Here is a 20,089-nt window from a genome sequence, read left to right as displayed (position 1 = left end):
GAAGTTACGCTTCCTTGAACGCTACACAGCGCGAGACCGACGACTCGCCGCCGCGGAACCGCCATGGGAAGGTCCCGATTTGAACGCGTTCGTTGAGCAGTTCTTCGGGTACTTGGGCGTTCTCGACGTGGATGATACCCTCCGGGAACAGTTCAGTGTGCATGAGCTGATACCCTTCCGGCGGGAAGATTTCGTCCAAGTCGTCTACGCCGTGTTTCTCGCGCGCTTCTCTCGCGAGTTCGGGCCGTACGTCCCGGATGACGGTGTTCATCGGGTGGTCTGCGCTCCCGCAGTCGAGCATGAGGTAGTTCAAGTCCATCTCCTTGCACCAGTCGGCGAACTCCTGATTCGGGCCGGGGTGTTTACAGAAGAAGGCGTGGGGGTCTGCCTCTTCGCGGTGCCACGCGTACTTCTGATAGCCGGTGTGGATGAAGAGGATATCGCCCTCTCGCACGTCACACACGTCCTCAATCATGTCGCTGGTGTACACGTCGTAGTCCCCGACTTTGTCGGAGATGTCGGCGACGACGGCGTCACCGACTAGTTCGTCCAGCCCCACCGACTCGATGTCGCGTCCACTGGCGACGAAGTGTTTCTCGCCGTCCAAGTGGGTGCCGGTGTGGTTCATGAACTCTATCTTCTGGCCGTTGACTTTCTCGGTGTCGAGGCTCTTCTCGTACCACACCTTCGGGTTGTCGTACGTCGGCCACGCTGGCGTGTCTTGGGACCACGGCTGTGTCAGGTCGTACATCTCGTATCCATCGAGCATCTATTTCGTCTCCGTCTTTCCCACACGTCGCCGGAGTGGCTTAAACATTGGCAGGGAATCGCAGGCGAACACCGATGACACAATCGACAACTGACACAACGTACAAGCGGAGTGGCGTGGTAACATTGGACATGGCGACGTGTCCGAACTGCGAATCCGACATCACGGAGTGGGCCGAGCGATTAGAGCGCGGTGGGGCCGCGAGCAAGCCGAAAGTCTGGACCTGCCCGAACTGCGACGCAGTACTCGGCATCACCGACTGGGGTGCTTCGTAACATGTGAAAAATGTCGTAGTCTGTTTGCGTTTTCGTAAACGGAGGGGGAAGGTGTCGAAATCTCGACACGGAGTTACGGGTCACGGTGGTTGAACCACGTGTACACCGCTTCTCCGATTTCCGCGATAGCGTCCGCGCCGTCGGCACCAGTAGTCAGTTCGTCGGCGAGGACGGCGAAGACGAGGGGGTTCCCATCCCCGCCGGGCGGTCGGAGGTAGCCAGTATCGAGTGCCGCTTCGGGAAGTTCTCCAGTCTTGTGAACGACGGTCGCGTCCCGTGGGAGATACCGAGGAAACTTCATCGCGTGTTTCTGGGCTTCCAGCGGCACCGCCATCTCGTCGTAGGCGGCCGCCGAGAGGGTCGCCTCCGAGTGGAAGTCGGCGAAGAAACGCGCGCAGTCGAGCGGTGTCGTCGCGTTCGCGGGCTCGCCGTCGGGCCAGTCGCCAGAGAGTTCGAGGTCGTTGTCCCCGAGCGTGGCCATCATCTTGCGCCGGAGTCGCGTGTCGGTCATCCCGACATCGGCGGCGGCCGACTCAATTCGGTCCATCCCGAGTTCGTCAACGAGTTCGTTCGTCGCCGCGTTGTCACTTATCGAAATCATCGCGCGTGCGAGGTCCCGAAGCGTGGGCGTCGCCGACAGGAGGTGGAGCACGCCGCTACCGGCCACGCGGTTCTCCGGGGCGATCTCGCGCGGCGCGTCGAGTTCGGAGAGACGACCGTCGTACTTCGCGAGCAGCGCGTAGAGGACTGGGAGCTTGACGACGCTCGCGCTGGCGAACTGCGTCGTCGCGGCGCGGCGGTAGACGACGTCGAAGTCGTCCGGACCGTCCGGAAAGCCGAGGAAGACGCCGAGTCGGCCGTCGAGCTTCTCGCGGTAGGAATCGACGAACTCGCCCAACTGGGCCGTGGTCTCGATTCGAGGACCGTCGGGCCTCACCGCCGTCTCGCCTCCTCGCGGGACGGGAACGGAGTACCGAGGGCTTCGACCAACAGTTCGACGGCCTCGTCCGCGTCACCCATCGAAACGGTCTCGACGGGCGAGTGAGTGTACCGACAGGGGATGGCGACCGCACCAGCGTGACGGCCGCCCCGGACCTGCTGGAACTCGGTTGCGTCAGTCGTGCCGCCGACCATCACCGCGTGCTGGACTGGGATGTCGCCGGCCTCCCCGGCCGACCTGAGCCACGAGAGAGTCTGTCGGTCGACGAGGACGCCGCCGAACAGGTACTCGGAGGTGCCGTCACCGAACTCGACGACCGGCCCCTCGCCGACGCGGACGGCGGGGTCGGCCTCGTCGCCCGCTGGGTAGTCGTCCGACGGGAATATTTCGAGGGCGACGCCCACGTCGGGGTCCACGGCGAAGCCGGCGGTGCGGGCGCCGCGCAGTCCGACCTCCTCCTGGACCGTGGCCGCGTAGTGGACCGTCGCGTCGGTGTCCACGCGGCGAGCCGTCGCCACCAGCATCGCCAGCGCGATCCGGTCGTCCAGCGCCCGGCTGGCGACGCGGTCGCCGGCGAGTCGCGTCACCTCGCGGTCCCACGTCGCGTGGTCGCCGGGTTCGACGTTCAGGTCGCGGACCTCGGCGCGACCGCTCGCGCCCACGTCGATGACGAGGTCCTCGGGAAGCGACTCCTTCTCATCGTCGTCCATGAAGTGGCGCGGTTTCGCGCCGATCACGCCCGGCACCTCGTCGGGACCGACGACGACCTGCTGGCCGGCGAAGTTGCCCTTGTAGTGACCGCCGAGCAACTGGAACGTCAGGAAACCCTCGTCGGTGACGCCGTCGACGAGAAACGCGAGTTCGTCGGTGTGGGCCGCGAGCATGATCTCGGGGGCGTCCTCGGTGCCCTCGGACGTGGCGACGACGTTCCCCAACTCGTCTCTCGTCACGGTATCGACGTGCGGTTCGACCAACTCCTCGAACACGTCGGCGACGGCGTGCTCGTCGCCCGGCGGGCCACGCGCGGCGACGAGGCGTTCGAGGTCGGCGAACTCGACGGAGTGTTCGTCTGTCATCGCTCGAACGCTCTCGCTCGCGGTAGATAGTTCTGTGGCAAGTCCTCGCACGCTGGCGAGACCCCGTGCGCGGACGAGTCTCGCCCGTCCATACTAGGTCAAGCGTTTTTGGCGCCGTCGCGCAACTCCGACGTATGGACCTCGCGGCACGCAAAGCGCGCCTGCTCGACCACCGGGAGTCGTTACTCGAGGAGTTCGACACGCCTCTGTACATCTTCTTCGAGGAAGACCTTCGGCGCAACTACCGGACGCTTCGCGGAGCGTTGGACGACCACTACCCCGATTCGACGATCCACTTCGCAGTGAAGGCGAACTACAACCTGGGCGTCCTCTCGGTCCTCCGCGACGAAGGCTGTCACGCCGAGGCGTACGCCCGGTGTGAACTGACGGCGACCCAGCAAGCGGGCTTCGACCCCGGGGACGTCCTGCTGACGGGAATGAACCGCCGCGTCTCGGACATTGAGTGCGCGCTCTCGCTCGGCGTCCACCGGTTCCTCGTGGACAACGAGACCGAACTGACAAAGCTCCGAAAGGCAGCGGCGTCAGCCGAGAATACCCCGGAGGTGCTGATTCGGGGCAACCCGGCGATGGAGGTGCCGACCCACCCCGACGTGGCGACGGCGACCCGCGAGAGCAAGTTCGGCCTCGACGTGGCGTCCGGACGCGCGCTCACTGTGGCGGAGGCGGCAGCCGACGCCGACGAACTCGAACTGGTCGGCGTCCAACTCCACGTCGGGAGCCAGATTCGCGGCGTCGAACCGTACGAGGTCGCCGCCCGCGAGATGCTGTCGTTCGCGGCCGACGTGAGAGACGAGACGGGCGTCGAAATCGACGTGCTCGACCTCGGCGGCGGCTTTCCGGTTCCGTACGACGAGGACGTGCCCGACACCGAGACCATCGTGGCCGCGATGGCCGACGCCGTTCGAGACGCCGCCGCCGACCACGGCCTCGCCGAACCGACGCTCTGCGTCGAACCCGGCCGTCGGCTCGTCGGCAACGCGGGCACGCTCGTCGCCAGCGTCGGCGTCGTCAAGGAGACACCCCACTCGACGTTCGCCGTCCTTGACGCCGGAACGAACGCCGTCTCGTCGTACTGGCCGTACCCCATCTACGCCGTCTCCGATGCCGAGGCGACCCGGGAGTACGACGTGGCGGGACCGCTCTGTTACACCGGGGACGTGATTCAGGAGGGCGTCTCGCTTCCCCCGCTCGAACAGGGCGACGTGCTGGCCGTGGACCGCATCGGCGCGTACTCCCTCGGGAGCGCGAGTCACACGAACGCCGAGCCGAAACCTGCGGTCGTCCTCCTCAGGGAGTCCGGCGAGGCCGAACTCGTTCGCCGGGCGGAGACCTGCGACGACGTCCTCGGCGACGACCGCATCCCCGAGGACCTCCGGTGAGCGACGGGTTCGAGAACCGCGGAGAGTGGTGGCGACTCGCCGAGGTGGCCGTACCGAACGCCGACGAGCGGCCGCGGCGAAGTCGTCAGGTCGAAATACTGCCGGCGAAACGATGGTGACGAGCGAGTACGAGCTGAGGCACCGAGAATGCGATTCGACTACGTGACGGACGACGAGAACGACGGGAGAGCGGGGAGTTGGGTCACGCGGCTCGTTCCCCGCGAGCTCGTCCTTCGAGCACTCGCCGTGGACCTCCGGGGACCGGCGACGCTGACGGTCGGCGAACCCGAGACGTTCGTCCTGACGGTCCGCAACCGCCTGCCGATACCGGTGGCACTCACGCTTCCGACGAGTCGCCTGTGGGGATGGTCGGTCGAGGGCATCCCGGAAGCCGACGAACGAGGGTTCGAACCGCCGGCGGTTGCCCGCCGGGTCGCGTTCGCGCGACGCGAGCGGCGCGTCTTCCCGCTCCGATGGGACGGGTTCGTTCGGCGCGCGGGCGCGACGGGCGACGAGTGGGTGCCACAAGACGGGTCCTGTCAGATCACTGGATTTCTCGCCGTCGACGACTGGGAGCGACGCGGACTGTACGACGACCTCGAGGTTCGCGTCGTCCCGTAGTTCGGCGCGGGACTTAATTTATGAGCGGCATCTCAGCACACCACTAGTATAATAGGGCTTACTTATTTACCCGCATTAGCCATGTTATCCCACAACACGGCTACTGAACGGCCGTCCACCGACCAACCATGACCGACGAACGCCTCAAACTAGACAGACGACACTTCCTGGCGACCTCCGGGCTGCTCGGCGGCACCGCGCTTGCCGGCTGTTCCGGCGGGGGCAACGACCAAGGCACGACCGCCGACACCACCGCGGCGGGGACGAGCGGCGGCGGTAGCGAGACGACCGATCAACAGCAGCAGAACGTCCAGGGCGGCGGAACCTTCGTCGGGACGACCGCCGAGGACGCGACGACCCTGGACCCGCGGATGAACGAACTCGCGTGGGTGAACGGGTTCCTTCACTACATCTTCGACACGCTCTACGTCCTGAGTCCGGACGGCAAGCAGTTCCAACCCCACCTCGCCGCCGACCAACCCCAGAAGCAGGACGAGACCACTTTCGTCGTCCCGCTGAAACAGGGCGTGAAGTTCCACGACGGGAGCGAGTTGACCGCCGAAGACGTCGCCTACTCGTTCAACTGGGTGCTCAACCCCGACAACAAGTCCCCGAACCGGTCGAACCTCGACTTCATCGACTCGGTGGAGGCGAGCGGCGACTACGAGGTGACGTTCAACCTCAATTACCCGTTCGCGCTGTTCAAGCTGACGCTGGCGGGGATGAACGCGGCCGTCGTGCCGAAGAAGCAGGCCGAGAGCCAAGGCACGAAGAAGTTCGGCAGCAAACCCGTCGGGTCCGGACCGTTCACGTTCCAGAAGCACGTCTCCTCCTCGCACATCACGCTGGCTCGCAACGAGGATTACTTCCTCAAGAAGCCGAACCTCGCCTCGCTGAAGATGCGGGTCATCCCGAAGCCGCAGGTCCAGTTCGTCGAGTTGGCGACCGGCGGCGTCCACCAGGCGACCGTGCCGAAGAACCTGCTGAAGAAGGCCCAGGCAGAGCAGGGCATCAAGATGACGCGCATCTCGCACTTCGACTACAACGGGCTCATCTTCAACACGATGCGCGAACCGTTCGGGAGCCTCAAGGTCCGGAAGGCGATGCAGTACCTCGTCGACTACGACGAGATGCTCAAGGCCACCAAAGGGACCCTCGGCAAGCGGTCCTACGGCTTCATGCCGAAGGAGGTCAACAAGTCGTGGGAGTTCCCCTGGAAGGAGTGGAAGCAAAAGTACTACCCGGACAAGAACCACGACAAAGCGAAGCAACTGCTGCAGGAAGCGGGGTACGGCGACGGCGTTGGGAAGACGCTCAAGATCTCCTCGCTGGCGAGCTCGAAGTTCAAGAACATGGCCATCATCCTGCAGAACGAGCTGAAGAAGGTGGGCATCGAGGCGAACGTCCGCGAGGTCACCATCGGCCAGTGGCTCGACGAACTCGACTCCGGCGAGTTCGACGTGAACATCTACGGGTGGTCCGGCGGCCAGGACCCCGACGGTTTCTTCTACTACCTGTTCCGTGACCTGCGAAACGACGAGGGCGGCCTCTCGGAAGGCATCGTCGGCAACGCCTCCGCGAGCTACCTGTATAAGTCCCAGGACAGCGACGAGTTACAGCAGGTCGACGAGACCATCCGGCAGGCCCGACGGCTCACCGACGAGAGCAAGCGCAAGGAGATGTACATCGACGCCGCCGAGACGTGGCAGGGGCTGTACCCCCACATCCCGGTGTTCTCCGAGCAGGCCGCGACCGCGTGGAGCAAGAACGTCAAGGACTACGAGCCCACCGCGTTCAACGCGCAACCGCTCTGTAACGAGTGGTCGAACGCGTACATCAAGAAGTAGGGTTCGGCTACCCCCACGACTATAGTTATCTACTCACAAGACCCCACGAGGGCCACCGATACACACGTATGACGGTTCGAAATCCATGAGTCTCTACAGGTACACGATACGACGAATCCTCCAGATAATCCCGGTGCTACTGGGCGTGTTCACACTCACGTTCGTGATGGTACACGCGCTGCCGGGCAACCCGGTTCGGATCTATCTGGGACTGAACCCGAGTCAGGAACTCGCCAACGAACTGATACACCGCTACGGCTTCGACCAGCCGCTCTGGAAGCAGTACTTGGACTACCTCTGGCGACTCCTCCACGGCGAAATCGGCGAGTCGTTCATGCGGAAACGACCCGTCTCGGGCCTCATGCTCGAACGGATGGGGCCGACGCTGGTCCTGATGGGCGTCTCGTACCTCATCGCACTGCCGGCGGCGCTGCTGTTGGGCGTCTACTCGGCCGCCAAGCACAACCAGATCGGCGACCACGTCTCGCGATTCGTCGGACTGGCGGGCCTCTCGACGCCCAACTTCTGGCTGGGGCTGATGCTCATATTCCTGTTCGCCTACGAAGTCAGCTGGTTCCCGGCGTCGGGCTACGTCTCGCCGCTGGCTGACCCGGTCGGCGCGGCCAAGCACCTCGTGCTCCCGATAATCACGCTCGCGACGGCCCAGACGGCCACGCTGATGCGGATGACCCGCTCCAGCATGGTCGAGGAGCTGTCCCAGGATTACGTTGAGACGGCGCGCGCGTACGGCCTCCCCGAACGGCGTATCCTGCTGCGCCACGCGTTCCGCAACGCGCTGTTGCCGCTCATCACCATCATCGGTCTGCAACTGTCGTTCCTGCTGGACGGCAGCGTCGTCGTCGAACAGATATTCGCTATCCCCGGCATGGGTCGGCTCGGCTACAAGGGACTGATCAACCAGGACTACGGCGTCATCATCGGGTTGAACATCTTCTTCTCGATACTGTTCCTCGTCGGCGTCCTGCTGACCGACCTCGCCTACGCGTACATCGACCCCCGAATCAGATACGACTGACCAATGAGTTCGAAAAGTACCACCGTCTCGAACGCGGATTTCAAGACCGAAAGCGGCGTCGTCTCGACGCTCAAGGAGCTTCGACACAGCCCGACGGCCGTCGCCGGCGGCGTCGTCGTCGGCGTGCTCGTCGTATTGGCCGTCGTCTCGACCATCGACCTCGTCTTCCTCGACAAGGCGATCATTACGGCGCTCGTCGCGGACCCCCACGCGATGGACCAGATAAACGCCTACGCGCCCCCGTCGGCGGCGCATCCGATGGGCACCGACCAGTTCGGCCGCGACGTGCTCGCCCGCATCATCTACGGGAGCCGCATCGCGCTCGCCATCGGCGTCATCGCCGTCGGCATCTCGTTCGTCGGCGGCATTCTCATCGGGTCGTTCGCGGCCTACAGCGGCGGTTACACCGACGACGTGCTGATGCGCCTGATGGAAGTGCTGTACTCGATTCCCGGCCTCGTGCTGGCGATGACCATGATGGCCATCCTCGGCCCGTCGGTCTACAACCTCTTCCTGGCGTACGGCATCATCGGCATCCCGGCGTACGCGCGAGTGATGCGCTCGGAGGTGCTGTCCATCCGCGAGGAGGAGTACGTCGACGCCGCCCGCGCGGCGGGCCTGCCGACGCGCAAGATTCTGCTGCGCGAGATCGTTCCGAACGGGTTCGCGGCGGTGCTGGTGCAGGCGACGCTCTCGATGGGCGGCGTCATCATCGGCGCGGCCGCGCTGTCGTTCCTCGGGTTCGGCGTCCAGCCGCCCACCGCGTCGTGGGGCCGGATGCTGAACAACGCCCAGCAGGCCCTGCTGATCGCGCCCTGGGTCGCCATCTTCCCCGGCCTGATGATATTCCTGACCGTGATGGGGTTCAACATGCTCGGAGACGGCCTGCGCGACGCGATGGACCCCAAGACGTCGCTCCGGGTCAGCTACGATCCAGACGACCTGCCGATGCCCGAGACGGAGACGCCCGGTACGAGCGCCCGAGCGGCAAAGGGCATCGAGGCGACCGGGACGACCGGCGACGGTCCGGACGACCCGGGCCGCGGAGCGGGAGGTGACGACTGATGGCGCTGCTCGAAGTCGAGGACCTCCGGACGTACTTCTACACGGAGGACGGCATCGTGCAGGCCGTCGACGGCGTCAGCTTCGAGGTCGAGCGGGGTGAAACCCTGGGTCTCGTCGGCGAGAGCGGCGCGGGCAAGTCCGTCGCTGTCAAGAGCCTGCTGGGGCTCATCCGGCCGCCGGGCCACGTCGTCGACGGCAGCGTCCGGTTCAAGGGCGACGACCTGCTCGAACGCTCGGAGACCGAACTGCGCAACCAGGTCCGGGGCACCGAGATATCGTTCATCTTCCAGGACCCCATGTCCGCGTTGAACCCCGTGTTCACCGTCGGGAGCCAGATTTCGGAGATAATCGAGCATCACCGCGACGTGAGCGACGAGGAAGCGTGGGACCGGACTGTCCAGTTGCTGGACGACGTCGGCATCCCAGACCCGGCCGAGCGCGCCGAGCAGTACCCACACGAGTTCTCCGGCGGGATGCAACAGCGCGCGCTCATCGCGATGGCGCTGTCATGCGAACCAGACCTGATCATCGCCGACGAACCGACGACTGCGCTCGACGTAACCATCCAGGCACAGATACTCGACCTGTTCGACGACATCAAAGACGAGTTCGAGACGAGCATGGTGTACGTGACCCACGACCTCGGGGTCGTCCGCGAGGTCTGCGACCGCGTCGCCGTGATGTACCTCGGCGAAATCGCGGAGACCGCCCCCTACGAGGAACTGTACCGGAACCCGAAACACCCCTACACGCAGGCGCTGCTGCGCTCGACGGTGACGGCCGACCGGCGCGCGGAGGAACTGGACCCCATCGAGGGGTCGATGCCCAGCGCGGTTGACCCGCCCTCCGGCTGTCGCTATCGGACCCGCTGTCCCGTCGCCTTCGAGGACTGCGCCACCGTGGAACCGCCGCAGTTCGACGTCGGAGCGGACCACGACGCGGCGTGTCTGCACTACGCGGAGGGCGGCGACGGCGACCCGCGACTCCACGAGACGGGAGGTGACCGATGAGCTCGACCGTCGAGCGGCGACGCGAGCGAACGGACGAGCCGCTGTTGAGCGTCGAGGGGCTGAAGACGCACTTCCCGGTCAACACCGGCGTGCTCGGCTCGCTCACTTACGACCGCGACCGGGACGGCTTCCCGTTCGCGTTGGACGACTCCCACGTGAAGGCCGTGGACGGGGTCGACTTCGACCTGTTCCCCGGCGAGACGCTGGGCGTCGTCGGCGAGTCCGGCTGCGGCAAGTCGACGCTCGCGCGAACCGTCGTCGGACTGGAGGACCCGACGGCGGGCCAGATACGCTTCGACGGCCGGGACGTGACGGACTTCGAGGAGTCCGACGAGCGGTGGTTCCGCGAGAACGTCCAGATGGTGTTCCAGGACCCCATGTCGAGTCTGAACCCCCGCCGGAAGGTCGGACGCATCATCGCCGACCCGCTGGAGGCCGCCGGCTGGAGCGAGGAGGAGCGGAAGAGTCGCGCCATCGAGTTGCTCGAACAGGTCGGCCTCGAAGGGGAGTACTACAACCGCTTCCCCCACGAGTTCTCCGGCGGGCAACGCCAGCGGATCAACCTCGCCCGCGCCCTCTCCATCAACCCGGACCTCGTCATCGCCGACGAACCGGTCTCGGGACTGGACATGAGCGTGCAGGCCCAAATACTCAGTTTGATGGCGGACCTGCAGGAGGAGTACGGGCTGACCTACCTGTTCATCACCCACGACCTCGGCGTCGTCCGGAGCATGGCCGACCGCGTGGCCGTGATGTACGTCGGAGACTTCGTGGAGGTCGGGCCGACCGAGCGGCTGTTCACCGAACCGCACCACCCCTACACGCGGTCGCTGCTCGACGCGGTGCCGAACCCCAACCCCGACGCGGCGGGCGTTGTCGCGGAGTTGAAGGGCGACGTGCCGAGCCCGACGGACCCGCCCTCGGGCTGCAAGTTCCACACGCGCTGTCCGAACTTCGTACTGCCCGACGGATTCTCCGAGGCGGGCTACGCCGACTTCGCCTCGTTGCGCGAGGACGTGAACTCGGCGGACCTCGACGCGAGCGGCGACCCTCAGTCGGTCGTCGAGTCGTACTTCGACCACGAGGTGCCGAGTCGCGTCCGCAGGGACGCCGTAGCGGCCGTCGAGGCGGCTGACACAGGCGACTGGGCGACCGCGCGCGAGTACCTCGCCGAACACGCCTCGGTCTGCGAGACCGAGACGCCGCTGCTGGAGCAGGTGTCGGTGTCGTCTCACCAGTCGGCCTGTCACCTCGACACGGACGACCGCGAGGAGTTCACGTGGTGAGCGACTCGCCGGAAGCGGCCGTCTCTGGACTCGCGTCCATCGATGGCGCGTCAGCCTCGATTTTCGCCCGCGAGGTGACTGCAGGCGGCGACGACAGCAGCGAAACCCGCGAGCGCGGGGGTGGGCAGGGCGACGTTCTCGCCAGCCACGCGCCCGACCGCGCGCTACCGCCCGCGTCGAACACGAAACTACTGACGACGGCACTCGCGCTGGACGCGCTCGGTCCAGACTATCGCTTCGAGACGCGTGCGACTTCGAGCGGTGAGCTATCCGACGGACGCCTCGACGGCGACCTCCGCCTCCACGGCGGCGGCGCGCCCGACCTCTCGCCCGGAGACCTCGCGGAGCTGGCCGAGCGCGTCCGCGAGTCGGGCGTCGAGACCGTCGCGGGCGACCTGCTGTTCGACCGCTCGCTGTTTGGCGACGACGGACTCGGCCCCGGCTGGACGTGGGGCGACGAACGGCACGCGTACGGGGCGCGGAGCGACGCGCTCTCGCTCGCCGGCAACACCGTCGCCGTCGAGGTCGCCGACCCGGCGGCGACCGGAGAGTTCCAGGCGACGCTCACCCCCGAGACCGACGCGGTCTCGGTCCAGTGCGACGTCGAACCCGGCGAGGACGACTGCTCGGTCTACACCGACCACGACACCGGAGTCGTCCGCGTCGAAGGGACGCTCCCGTCCGGAAGCGAGCGAAGCGAGCGCGCGCCCGTCTCGAATCCGGGGTATCACTGCGCGCTGGCATTCCGCGACGCGCTCGCCGACGCGGACGTCGCGGTGCGAGGCGACGTCGCCGAACGAACGGGGACGGAGGCCGAAGCGGAAACCTCCCCGAACGGGCACTCCAGCACCCGCGAGTGGGCCGTCGAATCCGCGCCAATCTCGGCGTTGGCACGCCGGACGAACGTCCCCTCGGACAACTTCGTCGCGGAGCAACTCGCCCGCGCCGTCGGCGCGTCCCACGCCGGCGGGACAGACGACGGCGACGGCGGTGGTCGCTCTGGGTCGTGGGAGGCCTGGAACGACCTCGCGACCGACCGCCTCGAATCGCTCGGCGTCTCAACGTGTCGAATCCGAGACGGATCGGGGCTGTCGCGGTACAACCTCCTCACCGCCAGGGGCGTCGTCGAACTGCTCTCGTGGGCCGCCGACCGACCGTGGCGCGACACGTTCTTCTCCTCGCTCCCGGAACCGGGCGAGGGCACGCTCGAATCGCGACTCGCTGACGTCGACGGGGTCCGCGCGAAGACCGGAACGCTCACCGGAACCTGCGCGCTCTCCGGGATAGTCGAACGGCCGGACGCGCCAGACGTGCTGTTCTCGGTGTTGCTGTCGGGACTGACCGGCGACGTCGAGTCGGCCCGCGAGCGACAGGACGCGTTCGTCCGGTCGTTGCGGTGAGCGGTCGGTCGTTCGACCGTTCACTCGAACGCATACTCAGAGGTGGTCGTCGAAGAGGCGCGCAATTTTTCGGAAGGTGCGCCGCCACGTCGCGCGCTTCGAGAAGACGTGGCCCTCGCCGGGGTAGTAGTCGGCGTCGTACTCCTTGTCGTGTTCCAGCAGCGCGTCGATGACGATGTCCAGTTGTTCGAAGTTGACGTACGCGTCGGCGGTCCCGTGGAAGTTGTAGAGCGGCGACTCGTAGTTCTCAACGTGGGTCTCCGGACTCGCGGTTGCCCACTCCTCGGACGCCTCCCAAGGATTCCCGCCGAGTTGGGCCGACTGCGACGATTCGACCGCCGGGAACTTCGACTCGTAGGCCCACGATTCGTAGTTCTCGACGTCTGCGAGACCGGCGAGGTTGACGCCCACGTCGAAGGCTTCGGGGTGAGTCCCCAGAATCTGCAGGGTAGCGTAGCCGCCGTAGGAGAGGCCCCAGACGCCCACCGAGTCGGAGGTGTACGACCGCTCGCGGAGGTACTCCGCGGCGGCGACGACGTCGTCCATCTCGTCGCGGCCGTAGCCGTCGGCGAGGGCCTGTCGGAAGGCCTTGCCGTAGCCGATGCCCCCGCGGTAGTTGACGAACAGCCCGACGTACCCCCGTTCGGCGAGGTACTGATGGAAGGCGTAGGGGAGGCTGTACGACCGCGAGGGGTGCCAGCCCGCGCGCATCTGGCGCATCGGGCCACCGTGGACCCAGACGACGCTCGACAACCCCGTCGCGTCGTCCGCGACCGCCGCCGTCTCGCGGGGGTCGAACAGGTAGCCGTGAATCTCCGTGCCGTCGGCACTATCGAAGGTGACTTCCTCGGGGGTCACGGGGGAAACGGGCCACGCTTCGACTACAGATTCGGTGAGCCGAGCGGGGTCGCCCGCGGCGGCCCGTTCATCGCGCCCGTCGCCCAGTCCGTCGAGGGCGTCGCTCATCACGGAGACGACGCGAAGCTCGGGCGAGCGTTCGTCGTCCGCGTGGAGATACGCGATCCGGTCGCCGTTCGGGGAGGGAGCGGGCGAGACGTTCGTCCCCTGCGAGGTGACGAGCGGCGTCACCGCGCCGTCGAGCGTGACGGCGAAGAGCTGGCGTTGACCCGAGTCGCGGCGGTTCGAGGCGAAGACGAGCGTCTCGTCGTCGAGCCATCGGGGCGACGCGCCGGCGAGGCCCGTGTCCTCGAACGCGCCGCCTGTGAGTTGGGCGCGCTCGCCCGTCACAGCGTTGAAGACGTGGACGTGGTCCCAGCCGTCGAGCGGCAGCGCGGCCGCGAGTCGCGTCCCGTCGGGCGAGACGGCCGGCGCGCCGGCGGAGACGACGCCCCGGTCGTCGTCCTCGCGGAAGAGTTCACTCCGCTCGCCGGAGTCGATATCGACCGCGACGAACCGTCGAACCGTCCGTCCGGAGTCGATCTTCTCGACGAGCAGCTGGCCGTCGCCGAGCCAGACGGGGTCGAACGTCGAGGCAGTGTCGTCCGTCCGCCAGCGGAGGTCGCCCGTGGCGACGTCGACCGCGCCGACCTGCCGCGTCTCCCGGTCGGCGAAGGCGAACGCGAGTACTTCGTCGTCTTCGGACCATGCGAGCGTCCTCGACGTCGGGAGGAACGAACCGCGCTCGGGCACGTCGAGGACGCGCTCCGCGCCCGACGCGACCTCGCGTAGGCAGACGCGGCCGTCGCGGTAGTACCCGACGGTCTCCCCGTCGTTGGACCACTCGTGGTTGGACTCCCCGGACGGCCCGGTGAACACGCGGCGTGCGGTACGTTCGTCGGCATCGACGAGGAGAGTGTCGCCGGCGTCAGTCGTCGCGACGAGGGTCGCCGGGCGCGGGTCGGGCCCCCACGCGAACGACGTCACGTGGCCCTCGTCCGGAGCGAAGCGCCACGAGTCGAACGAACCCTCGTCGGCATCGCCCCGGCCGCCGGAGGTCGGCTCAGTGAGCAGTAGTGCGTTGCCGTCGTCCTCGTAAACGAGCGACGCGACGAACCGACCGTCGGCGGACCACTCGGGAGCGCTCGGGTACGCCACGTCCAGTACGTCCGAGACGGCCAGACGACCGCTGGTCATCGATACTGCCCTTTGCGCTTGCTCAGTTTATCGAGAAAGAGGTTCAGCACCTTCTGCTCGCCTTTTCGGAGGTGTTCGAGGACCGTCGGGTTGCTCACGTCGAGTTCGTCGGCGACGGCGTTGGCCGACACGTCGCGGGGCCAGTTGTAGTACCCGACGCGCTGGGCTTCGAGCATGCTCTCGGTCTGTCTGGCCGAGAGCTGGTCCGACACCTGGTCCACGAAGTCGGAGAACTCGACGTTGTCGCGGGGGTCGGCCTCGTGGACAGACCGGAGGTCGACGTCGTACTCCGCGCGCATCGACTGGACGACGTCCGCGAGGCGGTCGGCCCGAACGAGGACGGTCCAGTACTCGACGCCGCCGGTGATGTAGACCGGTTCGACCGGCATGAACTCGGAGTTGACGATGTCGGGGACGATGCTGTGGTCGCGGTCGTAGTTGACCACGACCCGGGCGCGCTCTCGGGACTGTTTGAGGACGGCCACGCTCTCGACCGAGCGGTGGGCGTCGATAGTCTCGGTATACTCGTCGAGCGTGACGTCGCCGTCCGAAACCAGCAGGAAGTCGCCTTTCACCAGTTCGTCCGTCGGGTAGAGGGACTTCTCGACGATGTGGGTGTCCGCGAGCTCGTCGGTCACCTCCAGCGTCCAGCAGTCGGGATGCCAGAGCGCGAGTTCGACCTGCTTGTAGGTGACGTCCCCCCCGTCCGGGTCCGATACGCGTGTGACGCTCATGTGTATTGACCACACTGGACGAGGATTATCAGTATTCCGCCCAACAAGTTACTGATTCAATAGTTCCTCCGGCGGTCGGACGCCGTGACCCGGACCGGTCACGTCGATCTGCGGCCCGTCTCCGTACTCCGCTGCGACGTCCTCGGCCAGCAGTCGATTTCCGTCGAGGTCCACGTAGTCGAACCCGCCGAGGCCGGCGACGACGTGCGCGCTGGCGTGGATGCCGACCGCGCTTTCGAGCATGCATCCCACCATCAGGTCGAGGTTCGCGGCGTCGGCGATAGCCGCGATGTCCGCGGTGGCCAGCGGTCCGGACTTACCCAGTTTGACGTTGAGCACGTCCGCGGCGTCCGCGCGGACGACCGCCAAGGCATCCGCGGGGGTGAAGACCGCTTCGTCGGCCGCGACCGGGATCGGTACGTCGTCACGGACGCGAGCGAGGCCGGCCAGGTCGTCGGCGCGAACGGGTTGTTCGACGAGCGCGAGGTCCACGCCGCGGTCGCGAACTAAGCGCACGAACCGGCGCGTCTCCGTCGGCGACCAGCCCTGGTTGGCGTCGACCTTCAGTTCGGCGCGGGGCGCGCCGTCGGCGACGGCGAGGACCCGCTCGACGGCGTCGCTCACCGCGTCGCCGGTCTTCACCTTGAGTTTCGAGAACCCCGAATCGGTCGCGGACGCGGCGCGTTCGCGCGCCGCGTCCGCTTCGACGATGGGAATCGTGAGGTCCGTCTCGACGGAGTTCGGACGGCCGCCGAACGGTTCCGACAGCGGTATCTCTCGGCTCCGACAGTACGCGTCGAGGACGGCGGTTTCGAGCGCGAACAGTGCCGACGCCATCCCCGGAAACGCCGCCCGAAGGTCCGCCGCGAGCGAGCGGTAGTCGGCGAGGTCGCGACCGGCGAGGAGGTCGGCGGCGGCGCGACACGTCTCGACCGCGGCGGCCTGCGTCTCGCCGGTCACCGGCGGGAGCGGCGACCCTTCGCCGTAGCCGACGACGCCGGCTTCCGTTTCGACCTCGACGAGGACGTTCTTCGCCTCGCGGCGAGTCCCCAGCGCGATCTCGAACGGCGCGTCGAGCGCGAGGTTCAGGGGGACGACCCGAACGGCCGCGACGGTGCTCACGGGAACACTACCTCCGAGAAGGTCGTCACTGGTCCGTCACCTCGATAACGGCGTCGAGCAGTCGCCCGGGGCCGCCCTCGTGATAGACGTTCGCGACGGGGCGGTCGTACTCCTCGCCGACCAGGGCGGGGTCGCCCCACGTCGATATCGCCGCGACCGTCGCGTCCGCCAGCGACTCGACGAGCCGAGCCTCGCGCGTGGGCGACTCGACGGGGTACTGCTCGAAGTGCGCCCGGCGGTCGCGGTCGGGGTCGTCGGCCAGCACGACGGCGTCCGGCCACGCACCGTGGAGGATGGAGAGGGTCACGCCCGAGTACGCGCGGTGGCAGAGCGCGGCCTGTCCCTCGACGAAGACGATATCGCGGTCCTCGGCGACCGCACAGACCATCGCTTCGACGACGCCAGCGGTGAAGTCCGCCGGAACGCGGTCGACGACGACGCCGCGATGGGCGCCCACCATGAGACCGGTCTGGCCCGTCGCGACCCACCCCGCGTCGTAGCCTGCTTCGCGGGCCGCGCGGTACAGTTCGAACGTGGTCGTCCGCTTGCCGACGGCGCAGTCGGTGCCGAGGGTGAGCACGACCGTCGCGTCCACGTCGTCCGTGCGACCGTCGCCGACGCGCAGGTCGGCTTCGTCCGGCGGTTTGCGCACGTCGAAGATGCGGGTGCCGGTCTTCTCGGCGAGTTCGCGCCACTCCTCGCGGTCGCCGAGGAAGACGTGGAGGCCCGACACGACGTCGCAGCCCGCGGTCATCGCCGCCCGGATGTCGTCCGTCCACGAGTCTGGGAGCGCGCCGCCCGCCGGCGCGACGCCGAGGACGAGAGCTTCGACCGCCGGCGCGGTCGCGAGCGCGTCCTCGACCGACGCGACGACCGGCACGTCTCCCACGCCCGGTCGGTCCAGCACGTCCCCCGCGCTCTCCCCCGCCCGGGTGGAATCGACCACCGCCCGGGCGTCGAACAGTTCGCTGTGCATGACGACCCCGTTCGCCGTCTTCCCGCCGGCGGTTCCGAACTCCCCCTCGGCGAGGACGACGGCCGGGACAGGCGGGTCGAACGCGCTCCGCAAGTTCATGACTTCACGTGGTTTTCGGAGTGATAAAAGGAAACACCCTCGTATGATTGGGTCGGGTCGGGACCTTTTAGAGCAGTCGTTTCGCCGACTCGAACCCCTCGTCCAGTCGCTCGTTGTACCAGTCGGCGGCGGGGTCGAGGCTATCGACGACTACCTCGCCCGCGTCGCCCTCCGCGTGGAGGATCCGCTCGCCGCCGAGCGACAGCGCGACGTGTCCGGGAAAGAACAGCAGGTCGCCCGGCGCGAGTTCCGCCCGGTCAACCGCCTCACCTATGCGACGCTGTAGGTCGGCGTCCCGCGGCAGGTCGACGCCGTGGCGGTGGTACGCCAGCCACGTCAGTCCCGAGCAGTCGACTCCCTCGACGGTCATCCCGCCCCAGACGTACTCGGTGCCGAGGTACCGTCTGGCGGTCTCGACTACGTCCTCGCCGGTCGCACGCTCGGTCACCGACCCGAGCGCATCGGCGGAGAGCGTTCGTCGCTCGCCGGTCCGGAAGCGAACCGTCACCTCTCCTTTCCGTCCACCGCGCTCGACCACCTCGCAGTCGGTACCGGCGTACAGAGCCTCCCGATTTCGTTCGGCCCCGACGCACCCGGCGCGCACCACCGCGTCAGCTTCGATGGGCGTCGACTCGGCGAGGTGGGCGGTCTGGACCCACGAGACGTACCCGTCCGGCGTCCGCACCCGCCGCCACTCACCGTCGCGGTCGTAGGCCGTCACGGCCGCGCCGTACAGCACCTGCGTCACCTGTTCGGCGTCGTCATCTGGTTCGCTCCTGACCGGGGCCACGCCCTCGGCGACGGTTCGTTCCTCGGCCTCGGCTTCGAGGACGGCCACATCGTCGGCGACGACGGGCGAGTCGGCGAGTCGCTCGGTCGCGCTGACGGCGCGAGCTTTCAGTTCGGACGTCAGGACGGCACCGGAGAGGGCGAGCACGTCTTTCTCTCGGGTTGCGGTCACGTCGAAGACCGTGACTCGCGGGTCCGGCGCGTGGTCGATCTCGCACCTCCGGAGGGCGTGTTCGACGCGGTGGCGTGGCGTGGCCATGTCTCGTTGGTACCTCCCGCCGGAGCGTGTTAAATGTAGACGCAAGCATGGACGGGTCGGCGCATCTCGTCGCGCCGCAACCGCGTAAACGGAAACGAATACGCAACCGCTCGCGGTCGATCAGAACTCCGTGACGACTTCGATACCGACCGTTCCGTAGTCGTCCATCGCGGCGAGTCGGTCTGGTACGTCGTCCAGAGCGACTTCCTTCGTCACGAGTTTCGCAGGGGAGACGGCGCCGCGCTCGACCATCCGGAGGAGTTCGCCGTACCTCGTCGGAGGCATACCGCGAGCGCCGAGGAACGTGATTTCCCAGCGCGTCATCACGTCGGTCGGCAGTGAGACTTCACCGCGTTCCTCGTCGGTGGTCAGGCCGAGTTGTACGTGCTGGCCACGAGTTCGCAAGCAGGCAATCGAGTTGCGGCACGTCTCAGCGACGCCGAGCGCGTCGATGGAGATGTGTGCTCCTGCCGAGTTGCTGTCGCTGGAGTCGGTGAGCGACCTGATTGCTTCTGGCACGTCTGTAGTGTCGCGGGCGCCGATGGTCTCGTCAGCCCCCAGTTCGCGAGCTTTCGCCAACGTATTTTCGTCGAGGTCCACTGCGAGGACGTTCGCACCCAGTGCGTCGGCGACGTGAACCGCAGAGAGACCGACGCCGCCGCAACCGTGGACCGCCACCCAGTCGCCGGGCGTTAGGTCTGCGCGGTGGGCCAACGCGTGGTACGCCGTCGAGAATCGACAGCCGAGCGCGGCCATCTCGGCGGCTTCGACGCCCTCGGGGAGAGTGACCGCGTTGTAGTCTGCGTAGGGCACGTGAACCTGTTCGGCGAACGCGCCCGGCGCGTCGGCTTCGAAGCCGAGCGCGAGGCCGTCCGAGCAGACGTTTCCGTGGCCGTTCTGGCAGTAGTCGCAGTCGCCGCGACCGAGGTTGAACGGGACTGCGATGCGGTCGCCCGCCTCGAATCGGGTGACGCCGTCGCCGACGGCGACGACTCGTCCCGCGGGCTCGTGGCCGAGAATCTGGCCCTTCGGGACTCGGTCGTCCGCCCACTCGCCGTGACCCTGCCACGCGTGCCAGTCGCTTCGGCAGATGCCACAGGCTTCGGTTTCGATGACGACGCCGTGCGGGTCCGGTGCCGGGTCGGGCACCTCCTCGATTTCGAGTGGCTCGCCGTACTCGCGGAGAACTGCGGCCTTCATGGTTGGTGATTGGTGGACTCCGGCTTAAATCGGGGTGCCGAAGTGGGACCGCACTCGGTGAGGACAGTGGCGAAGAAGAAGGCGATTGCTG

19 protein-coding genes are annotated in these 20,089 nt (G+C 67.1%); 10 read left to right on the top strand and 9 right to left on the bottom strand.

The window, feature by feature from the left end; all coding sequences use genetic code 11:
• Nucleotides 1-4 precede the first annotated feature (4 nt).
• Nucleotides 5-769, bottom strand: a complete 765-nt coding sequence (locus tag F7R90_RS18915) for a cyclase family protein (protein ID WP_158059127.1) — start codon at nt 767-769, stop codon at nt 5-7.
• 131 nt (nt 770-900) lie between these two features.
• Here F7R90_RS18915 and F7R90_RS18910 point away from each other — a divergent pair, with 131 nt between their 5' ends.
• Nucleotides 901-1,044: a hypothetical protein gene (locus F7R90_RS18910; protein WP_225741362.1), complete on the top strand. Its 144-nt coding sequence runs from the start codon at nt 901-903 to the stop codon at nt 1,042-1,044.
• A gap of 73 nt (nt 1,045-1,117) precedes the next feature.
• Here the strand turns inward: F7R90_RS18910 and F7R90_RS18905 are convergent, their stop codons facing one another.
• Both F7R90_RS18905 and F7R90_RS18900 read right to left on the bottom strand, forming a co-directional pair.
• Complete coding sequence (locus F7R90_RS18905) at nt 1,118-1,981, bottom strand: serine hydrolase (protein ID WP_158059125.1); 864 nt, start codon at nt 1,979-1,981, stop codon at nt 1,118-1,120.
• The gene (locus tag F7R90_RS18900; protein ID WP_158059124.1) at nt 1,978-3,060 is read right to left on the bottom strand and encodes a M42 family metallopeptidase; all 1,083 of its coding nucleotides are present in this window, start codon (nt 3,058-3,060) and stop codon (nt 1,978-1,980) included. Before F7R90_RS18900 ends, F7R90_RS18905 begins: the two co-directional genes overlap by 4 nt.
• A gap of 134 nt (nt 3,061-3,194) precedes the next feature.
• Here F7R90_RS18900 and lysA point away from each other — a divergent pair, with 134 nt between their 5' ends.
• The 9 genes from lysA to dacB all read left to right on the top strand — a co-directional run bounded on the left by lysA (nt 3,195) and on the right by dacB (nt 12,725).
• A complete protein-coding gene (gene lysA / locus F7R90_RS18895) occupies nt 3,195-4,460 on the top strand; it encodes a diaminopimelate decarboxylase (RefSeq protein WP_158059123.1) in 1,266 nt (421 codons plus the stop codon).
• A complete protein-coding gene (locus F7R90_RS22755) occupies nt 4,457-4,579 on the top strand; it encodes a hypothetical protein (RefSeq protein WP_267905121.1) in 123 nt (40 codons plus the stop codon). Before lysA ends, F7R90_RS22755 begins: the two co-directional genes overlap by 4 nt.
• 28 nt (nt 4,580-4,607) lie before the next feature.
• Nucleotides 4,608-5,081: a hypothetical protein gene (locus F7R90_RS18890; protein WP_158059122.1), complete on the top strand. Its 474-nt coding sequence runs from the start codon at nt 4,608-4,610 to the stop codon at nt 5,079-5,081.
• A 128-nt stretch (nt 5,082-5,209) separates the two neighbouring features.
• Entirely contained in the window at nt 5,210-6,928 is a 1,719-nt protein-coding gene (locus F7R90_RS18885) for an ABC transporter substrate-binding protein (protein WP_158059121.1), read from the top strand.
• A gap of 85 nt (nt 6,929-7,013) precedes the next feature.
• Nucleotides 7,014-7,964 (top strand): ABC transporter permease, encoded by a 951-nt coding sequence (locus tag F7R90_RS18880; protein WP_158059120.1) that lies wholly within the window; start codon nt 7,014-7,016, stop codon nt 7,962-7,964.
• A 3-nt stretch (nt 7,965-7,967) separates the two neighbouring features.
• Nucleotides 7,968-9,029 carry an ABC transporter permease gene (locus F7R90_RS18875; RefSeq protein WP_158059119.1) on the top strand — a complete coding sequence of 354 codons (1,062 nt, stop codon included), beginning with the start codon at nt 7,968-7,970 and terminating at the stop codon, nt 9,027-9,029.
• The gene (locus F7R90_RS18870; protein ID WP_158059118.1) at nt 9,029-10,039 is read left to right on the top strand and encodes an ABC transporter ATP-binding protein; all 1,011 of its coding nucleotides are present in this window, start codon (nt 9,029-9,031) and stop codon (nt 10,037-10,039) included. Before F7R90_RS18875 ends, F7R90_RS18870 begins: the two co-directional genes overlap by 1 nt.
• A complete protein-coding gene (locus tag F7R90_RS18865; protein WP_158059117.1) occupies nt 10,036-11,325 on the top strand; it encodes an ABC transporter ATP-binding protein in 1,290 nt (429 codons plus the stop codon). Before F7R90_RS18870 ends, F7R90_RS18865 begins: the two co-directional genes overlap by 4 nt.
• Nucleotides 11,322-12,725 (top strand): D-alanyl-D-alanine carboxypeptidase/D-alanyl-D-alanine endopeptidase, encoded by a 1,404-nt coding sequence (gene dacB / locus F7R90_RS18860; RefSeq protein ID WP_192498499.1) that lies wholly within the window; start codon nt 11,322-11,324, stop codon nt 12,723-12,725. The genes F7R90_RS18865 and dacB overlap by 4 nt, the downstream gene beginning before the upstream one ends.
• Nucleotides 12,726-12,761: 36 nt before the next feature.
• Here dacB and F7R90_RS18855 read toward each other — a convergent pair whose 3' ends face one another.
• The 6 genes from F7R90_RS18855 to F7R90_RS18830 all read right to left on the bottom strand — a co-directional run bounded on the left by F7R90_RS18855 (nt 12,762) and on the right by F7R90_RS18830 (nt 19,998).
• Nucleotides 12,762-14,819 carry a S9 family peptidase gene (locus F7R90_RS18855; RefSeq protein ID WP_192498498.1) on the bottom strand — a complete coding sequence of 686 codons (2,058 nt, stop codon included), beginning with the start codon at nt 14,817-14,819 and terminating at the stop codon, nt 12,762-12,764.
• A complete protein-coding gene (locus F7R90_RS18850) occupies nt 14,816-15,553 on the bottom strand; it encodes a helix-turn-helix domain-containing protein (protein WP_158059115.1) in 738 nt (245 codons plus the stop codon). The genes F7R90_RS18855 and F7R90_RS18850 overlap by 4 nt, the downstream gene beginning before the upstream one ends.
• Nucleotides 15,554-15,601: 48 nt before the next feature.
• Complete coding sequence (locus tag F7R90_RS18845) at nt 15,602-16,675, bottom strand: dipeptide epimerase (protein ID WP_158059114.1); 1,074 nt, start codon at nt 16,673-16,675, stop codon at nt 15,602-15,604.
• A 25-nt stretch (nt 16,676-16,700) separates the two neighbouring features.
• Entirely contained in the window at nt 16,701-17,750 is a 1,050-nt protein-coding gene (locus tag F7R90_RS18840; RefSeq protein WP_158059113.1) for a DUF1611 domain-containing protein, read from the bottom strand.
• Nucleotides 17,751-17,817: 67 nt separating this feature from the next.
• A complete protein-coding gene (locus tag F7R90_RS18835; RefSeq protein ID WP_158059112.1) occupies nt 17,818-18,798 on the bottom strand; it encodes a C40 family peptidase in 981 nt (326 codons plus the stop codon).
• Between the two features lie 120 nt (nt 18,799-18,918).
• Complete coding sequence (locus F7R90_RS18830) at nt 18,919-19,998, bottom strand: zinc-dependent alcohol dehydrogenase family protein (RefSeq protein ID WP_158059111.1); 1,080 nt, start codon at nt 19,996-19,998, stop codon at nt 18,919-18,921.
• Nucleotides 19,999-20,089 lie beyond the last annotated feature (91 nt).

It is taken from the genome of Halorussus halophilus, assembly GCF_008831545.1.
Classification (GTDB): Archaea; Halobacteriota; Halobacteria; order Halobacteriales; family Haladaptataceae; genus Halorussus; species Halorussus halophilus.
This window is presented reverse-complemented; position numbering and strand designations above follow the sequence as displayed.

What these genes read in the sequence shown, in the direction of transcription:
- F7R90_RS18855 (WP_192498498.1), bottom strand. Translation starts at nt 14,819, where the DNA reads ATGACCAGCGGTCGTCTGGCCGTCTCGGACGTACTGGACGTGGCGTAC.
- F7R90_RS18835 (WP_158059112.1), bottom strand. Translation starts at nt 18,798, where the DNA reads ATGGCCACGCCACGCCACCGCGTCGAACACGCCCTCCGGAGGTGCGAG.
- F7R90_RS18875 (WP_158059119.1), top strand. Translation starts at nt 7,968, where the DNA reads ATGAGTTCGAAAAGTACCACCGTCTCGAACGCGGATTTCAAGACCGAA.
- F7R90_RS18870 (WP_158059118.1), top strand. Translation starts at nt 9,029, where the DNA reads ATGGCGCTGCTCGAAGTCGAGGACCTCCGGACGTACTTCTACACGGAG.
- F7R90_RS18830 (WP_158059111.1), bottom strand. Translation starts at nt 19,998, where the DNA reads ATGAAGGCCGCAGTTCTCCGCGAGTACGGCGAGCCACTCGAAATCGAG.
- F7R90_RS18915 (WP_158059127.1), bottom strand. Translation starts at nt 769, where the DNA reads ATGCTCGATGGATACGAGATGTACGACCTGACACAGCCGTGGTCCCAA.
- lysA (WP_158059123.1), top strand. Translation starts at nt 3,195, where the DNA reads ATGGACCTCGCGGCACGCAAAGCGCGCCTGCTCGACCACCGGGAGTCG.
- F7R90_RS18890 (WP_158059122.1), top strand. Translation starts at nt 4,608, where the DNA reads ATGCGATTCGACTACGTGACGGACGACGAGAACGACGGGAGAGCGGGG.
- F7R90_RS18840 (WP_158059113.1), bottom strand. Translation starts at nt 17,750, where the DNA reads ATGAACTTGCGGAGCGCGTTCGACCCGCCTGTCCCGGCCGTCGTCCTC.
- F7R90_RS18850 (WP_158059115.1), bottom strand. Translation starts at nt 15,553, where the DNA reads ATGAGCGTCACACGCGTATCGGACCCGGACGGGGGGGACGTCACCTAC.
- F7R90_RS18910 (WP_225741362.1), top strand. Translation starts at nt 901, where the DNA reads ATGGCGACGTGTCCGAACTGCGAATCCGACATCACGGAGTGGGCCGAG.
- F7R90_RS18865 (WP_158059117.1), top strand. Translation starts at nt 10,036, where the DNA reads ATGAGCTCGACCGTCGAGCGGCGACGCGAGCGAACGGACGAGCCGCTG.
- F7R90_RS18880 (WP_158059120.1), top strand. Translation starts at nt 7,014, where the DNA reads ATGAGTCTCTACAGGTACACGATACGACGAATCCTCCAGATAATCCCG.
- F7R90_RS18900 (WP_158059124.1), bottom strand. Translation starts at nt 3,060, where the DNA reads ATGACAGACGAACACTCCGTCGAGTTCGCCGACCTCGAACGCCTCGTC.
- F7R90_RS18885 (WP_158059121.1), top strand. Translation starts at nt 5,210, where the DNA reads ATGACCGACGAACGCCTCAAACTAGACAGACGACACTTCCTGGCGACC.